Source organism: Streptomyces graminilatus (genome assembly GCF_001418565.1).
Lineage (GTDB): Bacteria > Actinomycetota > Actinomycetes > Streptomycetales > Streptomycetaceae > Streptomyces > Streptomyces graminilatus.
The window spans coordinates 1-6,831 of sequence record NZ_LIQQ01000420.1 but is presented as its reverse complement, the minus strand read 5'-3'; the positions used below and the strand labels follow the sequence as shown (position 1 = coordinate 6,831).

The 6,831-nt window shown below is 74.4% G+C and carries 4 protein-coding genes; 2 read left to right on the top strand and 2 right to left on the bottom strand.

The annotated features are described in order from the left end of the window. On the bottom strand, positions 1-3,276 hold a 3,276-nt coding region (gene fxsT / locus AOK08_RS31175; protein WP_055532301.1), incomplete at its 3' end, for an FxSxx-COOH system tetratricopeptide repeat protein. Positions 3,277-3,432: 156 nt separating this feature from the next. After that, positions 3,433-3,657, bottom strand: a complete 225-nt coding sequence (gene fxsA / locus AOK08_RS31170) for an FxSxx-COOH cyclophane-containing RiPP peptide (RefSeq protein ID WP_055532299.1) — start codon at positions 3,655-3,657, stop codon at positions 3,433-3,435. A 293-nt stretch (positions 3,658-3,950) separates the two neighbouring features. Between fxsA and AOK08_RS31165 the strand changes: the two genes are divergently transcribed. Both AOK08_RS31165 and AOK08_RS47775 read left to right on the top strand, forming a co-directional pair. Beyond that, on the top strand, positions 3,951-5,222 hold the full coding sequence (locus tag AOK08_RS31165; protein WP_055532297.1) for an FxsB family cyclophane-forming radical SAM/SPASM peptide maturase: 1,272 nt from the start codon (positions 3,951-3,953) through the stop codon (positions 5,220-5,222). Next, complete coding sequence (locus AOK08_RS47775) at positions 5,219-6,799, top strand: aKG-HExxH-type peptide beta-hydroxylase (protein WP_055532295.1); 1,581 nt, start codon at positions 5,219-5,221, stop codon at positions 6,797-6,799. The genes AOK08_RS31165 and AOK08_RS47775 overlap by 4 nt, the downstream gene beginning before the upstream one ends. Positions 6,800-6,831 lie beyond the last annotated feature (32 nt).

The following is a 6,831-nucleotide window of genomic DNA, read 5'->3' as shown; positions in this document are numbered from 1 at the left end:
GGCCTCGTCGGCCTTGCCGAGGGCGTGCAGGTCGGCGGCGTAGCTGAAGCGGCAGCGCACGGTGTCGAACCGGTCGGGGCCGAACCGGTCGACGTACAGGCCGAGGGCGCGCAGGTCGCGTTCGTGGGCGAGTTCGTAGCTGTAGAGGGGATCCTTGAAGGCGGGGAAGCCGTCGGCGAGCCGGCGTTCGCTGACCGCGAGGCCGACCTCGGTACGCAGCCGGACGAGGTCCCAGGTGTCGCCGTGCCGGCGCAGCTTCTGGCGCAGCAGATCGCGGGCCTCGCCGTCGCGTCCGGCGGCGCGGTACAGGTAGGCGAGAAGTTCGGCGGCGTTCCAGGCGACGGGGTCGTCCGCGCCACCGACGGCCTGCCGGTAGCGGAAGCGGTCCTGGATCGCGGCGAGGGCGGGGGCGACGCGGCCGGTGAGCGCCTCGGTGAGGGCGAGGTTGTGCTCGGCCTGGATGGTGGCCGGGTGCTGCGGGCCGAGCAGCAGGGTGAGGCCTTCCAGGACGGGCCGCAGTTGCAGCAGGGCGTCGTCGAAGCGGCCCAGCGCGCGCAGGGTGGCCGCGTAGGAGTCGGCGGAGAGGAGGGTGCGCGGGTGGGTGATGCCGAGGAGCCTGCGGTGGCCGCGCAGGGCGTCCTGGGCGGTCTTCCGGGAGAGGGTGTACTCGCCGCGGAGCCGGTGGGCACGGGCGACGAAGTTGAGCAGGCGCAGATACTCGGGTGACTGTTCGTCACCGTCGCCGGCACCGCTGTCGGGCCGGTGCCACTGTTCGCGGGCCCGTCCGGCGATGTCGAGGAGGCGGTCGAGGTCGGCGGCCTCGGCGCGCTGGCCCAGCGCGTTGAGGTGGCGCAGCAGCGAGCGGCGCACCCGGGGCCTGGGGTCCTCCCACAGGCGTAGCGAGAACACCTCGCGGGCCCAGTCGGCGGGCAGGTCGGGTCCCTGCGGGGCGTGTTCGGACAGGACGCTGCGCAACACGGCCTCGATGTGGTCGCGTTCGGCCGGGTCCATGCCGGCGCGGATCAGGTCGCGCAGCCCGTGGTGCTGGATGAGCGGCTGCCGGGCGCGGTCGAAGTCGACGTCCAGCAGGCCCACTTGGGCCAGTGCCCACAGGGCGACGCTCACCATGTGCTCGTCGGGCAGCAGTACTTCGGTGCCGGCGGGCGCGGGCGTCGACGACTCGTCGTCGCGGGCGAGTTCGGACAGGATGCGGCGCGAGCGCAGCAGTTCCAGGCCCATGCCGCGCCCGGTGAGCAGGGAGGCGGCGCCCAACAGCCAGCCCACGGCGTCGCGTTCGGGGCTCTCGGCACCCCAGGCGAGGGCACCGGGGGTGGTCCGTACGACGCGCCGGGCGACCCACACCATCACGGCCACGGGCGACACGGCGGCGGCGGTGCGCAGCAGTTCGGTCTTGCCGGCGCGGTACTCGGCGAGGAGGTCGCCGACGGCGGCGCGGACGGCGGCGTCCTGGTTCATGTGGTCGTCGAGGCGGTGCGCGGCGGTCCGCTGGGCGAGGCAGTGGGCGGCGAGGTGCAGGGCCTGCGGGACGGAGTCGACGACGCCGCCGATCTGCCGGGCCTGCCGCTCGGTGATCTCCGGCACCTTCTCGGCGAGCAGCGCGCGGCACTCCTCGGCGTCCATCGGGGCGATGGCGAGGGGCCGCAGATGCGGCGGCCGTTCGTCCTCGGCGGGGTCGCCCGCCGCCGGCGCGGTCCGGCTGGTGATGAGGACGTGCCCGCGCTCGTGCGGTACGGGCAGCAGTCCGTGCAGTTCGGCGGGGTCGGTGACACCGTCGTAGACGATGAGCCAGCGGTCCGCCTCGGGGCCGGACCGGGAGAGCCGGGACAGCAGCCGGGAGATGCCGCCCTCGTCGGTGCCGACCCGGTCCTCGGGTGCGCCGAGCCGCCCGGCGAGCCGGCCGAGGCCGCGTTCGACACGGGTGCGTTCCCAGGCGCGCACCCACCACACCACGTCGTACGAGGCTCCGACGCGGTGGCACAGTTCGTACGCGGTGTCGCTCTTGCCCCAGCCGCTGGGGCCGTGCAGCACCAGGCAGGCGCCGTCGCGGGCGGCGGCGCGCAGGTCGTCGTGGAGGGTGCCGAGCAGTGCGGGGCGGTCCACGAAGGCGCTGTTGCGCGTCCCCACGTTGGTGGTCTCCGGCAGCCGGGGAAACCCTGCCCCGCCACCGCCACCGCCACCGCCGCCACCGCTGCTGCTCTCGGCCGGGCCGAGGCCGAGGCCGGTGTACAGCAGCCGCAGCGCCTGGTCCTCGGTGGTGTCGCGCAGATCGATCCGCTCGTGGTGGGCGGCCTCGGTGCGCGGGAACGGCTCGTCGACGAGGAGGATACGGACGTCGGTGTGGGAGAGGGAGCCGATCTGCCCGAGCAGTGTGTCGTCGGCGTCGTCGGGCGACAGGAAGAGCAACGCGCCCCCGGGATCGGGGCGTTCACCGGCGTAGGTGTCGGCGCGGCGCAGCTCGGTACGGACTCCCTTGACGGCGAGCCGGTCGCGCAGCCACGCGGCCCACAGGGCGTGCCGGGCCGAGTGGACGACGGTGACATCGGTGAGGCGGGCGGCGCGGCGGGCGCGCAGCCAGTCGGCGAGCTGCTCGTAGTAGGGGCGCAGTCCGCTGATCGTGCCGGCGTCCTCGGCGTCGACGGCGAGGCTGCGGCTGTCCTGGTAGAGGGGGTTGTAGGGGATTTCGAGGAAGGTGACGTCGGTGCGGCCGAGCGCGGCGGCGACCGGGGCGAACTTCCGGCGCACCCGTTCGCGGGCGTCGCGCAGCCGGTCGTGCACGCCGATGTCGCTCTTGAGACCGAGGGTGAGCAGCCGTACCGGCTGGTCCCCCCGGCGGACGATCAGGTCCTCGGCGAGTGCGGCGGCCCCGTCGATGGACCAGGCGGTCATCGCGAAACAGACGACGAGCGTGTCCGCGTACGCGGTGGAGCGCACCGGGTCCGTCTCCTCGGCGGAGTCCGGCACGGGGGCCTCGACGAGGAGATGGTCGTACCCGGCGGTGACGGGGTCCTCGGCGAGTGCGGCGAGGGCGCCCGCGCCGGGAGCGGTCGCGGTGTGCACGCGGCCGGGTTCGGGGTGCGGCGGGGACCCGCTCGGGCCGGGTTCGCCGGAGCGGCCGTCGACGAGGAGGACGCTGCGGTTGGTGTCGGCGAGGATGTCGGCGACGTTGCGCAGGGTCGTGCTCAGGCCGAGGTTCTCGGAGGTGGCGAGGAAAACCGCGAACGGCCCTGGCCGGTCAAAGGTGTTGGCGTCTGGCATGACTTCTCCGCTCGACACGTCTCCGCTCGGCGCGGCGGTGAACAAGGGGGACAGGGCGGTGAACAACGGGGACAAAAAGGGCGATCGAGGAGCGCAAGTATAGGACGCCGCGCACCTCGCGCACGGCGTCCGGACGGCTCCCGCATGCCCCGTGTCTCATTGGCTCTCTGTGTGCCCGGTGACGAAGGGACTGCCCTCGGCGCAGGTGTCGTACACCTGGCGCAGCAGCGTGCCGAGCACCGTGCCGGGCAGGGCCCCGATGTCCTCGGGCGACAGGGCGACGAGGTCGAGGACGACCGACTCGACCTCGGGGTCCGGGCGCTCGCCCGCTCCCGTTCCCGCACCCACCCCGATGGGGGCGGTGCCGTCGGCGACTGCCATACAGGTCACTCCATGGGGTGTCGGAGGATCTCACAAAGGCTATTCAGCGTAGCGCCGTCAACTGCCCTTACGTCAGAAGCCGGAGACCACGAGCGTCGCTCGAACTCCGTCAACTCCCGAGAAGTCGACCTTCGTTGGCTCATTCATGATGTTGACGCTGAAGTCGGCCCGCCCGAATACTGGTCGTACGCCGAGCAGGGACGGACGAACAGGCGAAAAGGCGCACAGGGACAGAGGCAGGAACAAGCAGGAACAGGCTCCGGGTCCGCGACGCACGCCTTCGGGGAGAGCGGATGAGTCGACCGCCACTGGGCCGCGCCGAACCGCCCTGGCCGAGGGCCGCCGACGTGGCGGCGCGGCGGGCGGCGGGCTGGCGGCCGTATCCGCTCCACTCCTTCGTCCTCAAGGTGCACAGCCGCTGCGACCTGGCCTGCGACTACTGCTACATGTACCGCTCGCACGACCAGAGTTGGCGCACCCAGCCCCGCACGATGACCCCGGCGACCCTCGCCCGCACCGCCGAGCGGATCGCCGAGCACCTGTCCGCGCACGGGACGACCGAGGCGGGCGTGGTCCTGCACGGCGGCGAGCCGCTGCTGATCGGCGACGAGGCGCTCGCGCGGACGGTCCGCACACTGCGCGGCGCGGTCGGCGACGGAACCCGCCTCCACCTGACGCTACAGACCAACGGCCTCCGCCTCACCGAGCAACGCCTCGACCTGCTGGGCGAGTTGGGGGTAACGGTCGGGGTGAGCACGGACGGTGGCCGGGCCGCCCACGACCGGCACCGGCGCAGCGCCGACGGCCGTGGCAGCCACGCCCGGGTCGAGGCCTCGCTGCGCCGTCTGGCGAGCGAGCGCCACCGCCCGCTGTTCGGCGCGCTGCTCTGCACGATCGACCTGCGCAACGACCCCGTACGCACCTACGAGGCCCTGCTGACCCACAGCCCCCCGGCCGTCGACTTCCTTCTCCCGCTGGGCAATTGGCAGACCCCGCCGCCCGGTCTCGATCCGCGCGGCCGGCGCACTCCGTACGCGGACTGGCTGTGGGCGGTCTTCGAGCGCTGGTACGGCGCCCGGACCAAGGAGACCTCGGTCCGGTTCCTCGACAACCTCCTCGCCCTGCTGCTCGGCGCGACCCCGCGCACCGAGGCACTCGGCCTGTCCCCGGTGCGGTACGCGGTGGTCGACACGGACGGTTCCCTCACCCAGGACGACACGCTGCGCACCGCGTACGACGGCGCCGCCCGCACCGGCCTCGACGTCCACCGCCACTCCTTCGACACGCTGCTCCTCCACCCCGGCATCGCGGCCCGCCAGTGGGGCGCCGCCGCACTGGCGGCCCCCTGCCGCGCCTGCCCGCTGCACCGGGTCTGCGGCGGCGGCCACTACGCGACCCGCTACGACCGCGCCACCGGCTTCGCCAACCCGAGCGTGTACTGCGCCGAACTGACCGAACTGATCAAGCGGGTACGGGGACGCGTACGCGCGGACCTGGGCGTGCGGGGCGGCACGGCGCTGCCGGCGGGAGCGGACGGCGCGGCGCTCCCCGCGGGAGCTGCATGACCCCGCCGCCCTCACCCTCACCCTCCCCCTCACCGTCGCCGTACCGGATGCCGGGGGCGCTGTTCGACGCCGTCGCGGCGGGTGGCGGCGGGGCGGCGGCCGTGCGGCTGCTGGGCAGGGCCGAGCACAGCAGACGGCTGGCCTGCGCGTACGCCGTGACCGTGGCGGCGCGGGAAGCCGGGGGCGCGGCCGCCGAGGCGACGGAACACGCCTGGACCCTGCTCACCGACGCCGCGCACGTGTCCCCCGAGGCGGCGACAGCCGTCCTGACCCACCCCTCGGCAGGCCCGGCCCTGTTCGGCCTGCTGGCCCACCTGCGCCGCCGGACGCACGGCCAACTCCCGCCGCCCGTGCACTGGTTCACGGCCCTGGCCATCTCGGCGGCGGCCCACGCGGGACTACCCACCCGCGCCGAGCTCCCCCTCACGGACTCCTGGGCGGCCCTCCCGTCCCTGGGCCGCGCCCACTTCCCCGACACCGGTCCCGGCGACCACGCCGAGGTGCACATCGACGGGGCGGGCGACTGCCGGGTGACGGCGGCGGGCGCAACGGTGCGGGTGCCTGGACTCCCGTACGCGGAGGGGGCGTTGGGCGGTTCATTGGACGGCTCGTTGGGCGGTTCGTTGGGCGGCCTGCCGGACAGCCCGTCGCACGGGCTCACCGGCGCCGGTGGGGCCCACGGCTCCGGCGGCACCGCCGGCGCGAGCAACAGTTCCCGCAGCCCGCACAGCAGCGGCACCCCGCACGACGGCATCGGCACGGACTCGGGCTCCGGTACCAGCACCACGGGCCGCTGGCACAGCGCGTATCCGCTCGTCACCCTCGACGGCGGCGCACCGCTGCTGCTGGACACCCTCGACCCGCCGTGCTTCCCCCACTCCGCGCGTCACCCGGCGGGCATCTCCGCCACCGAGGCCGGCCGCTGGGCCGGCCCGGTCCGGGGCGCCTGTCGGTTGCTGCGAGCCGACCATCCCGAGGCTTACGCCGAACTGGCCGCCGGTACACACCTGTTGGTGCCGCTGACCCGACCCGGCCACGGCAACCGAAGCGGCAGCAGCGCGGAGACGTTCGGCTGCGTCGCGCTGTCCCCGCCGACCTCGGCGACGGGCCTCGCGGTGACGCTCACGCACGAGACGCAGCACAACAAACTGGCGGCGCTGCTCCACCTGTTCGACCTGTTCGAACCGGGCGGCCCCGACCGTTTCTACGCCCCCTGGCGCCCCGACCCCCGCCCGCTCCCCGGCCTGTTCCACGGGGCGTACGCGCATCTGGGCGTCGCCCGCTTCTGGGAGCGCCGCCGGGAGACGGAACCCGACCCGGCGCTGCGTGCCACCGCGCACGCCCGGTTCGCCCGCTGGCGCCTGGCCGCCCACGAGGCGACCACCGTCGCCCTGGCCTCCGGCCGCCTCACCCCCCTCGGTCACCGCTTCGCCCAGCACATGCTGACCACCCTGGACGCCCTGTGCCGCCTGCCGGTGCCCGCCCCGGCCCTCCACCAAGCCGAATCGGCGGCCCGCGCCCACCGCGCCGACTGGCAGACCCGGAACGGAGACCTGCCGCACAGACTGTCGGCCTGAGAACACCCCAGCCACCCCAGCCACCCCCGCCG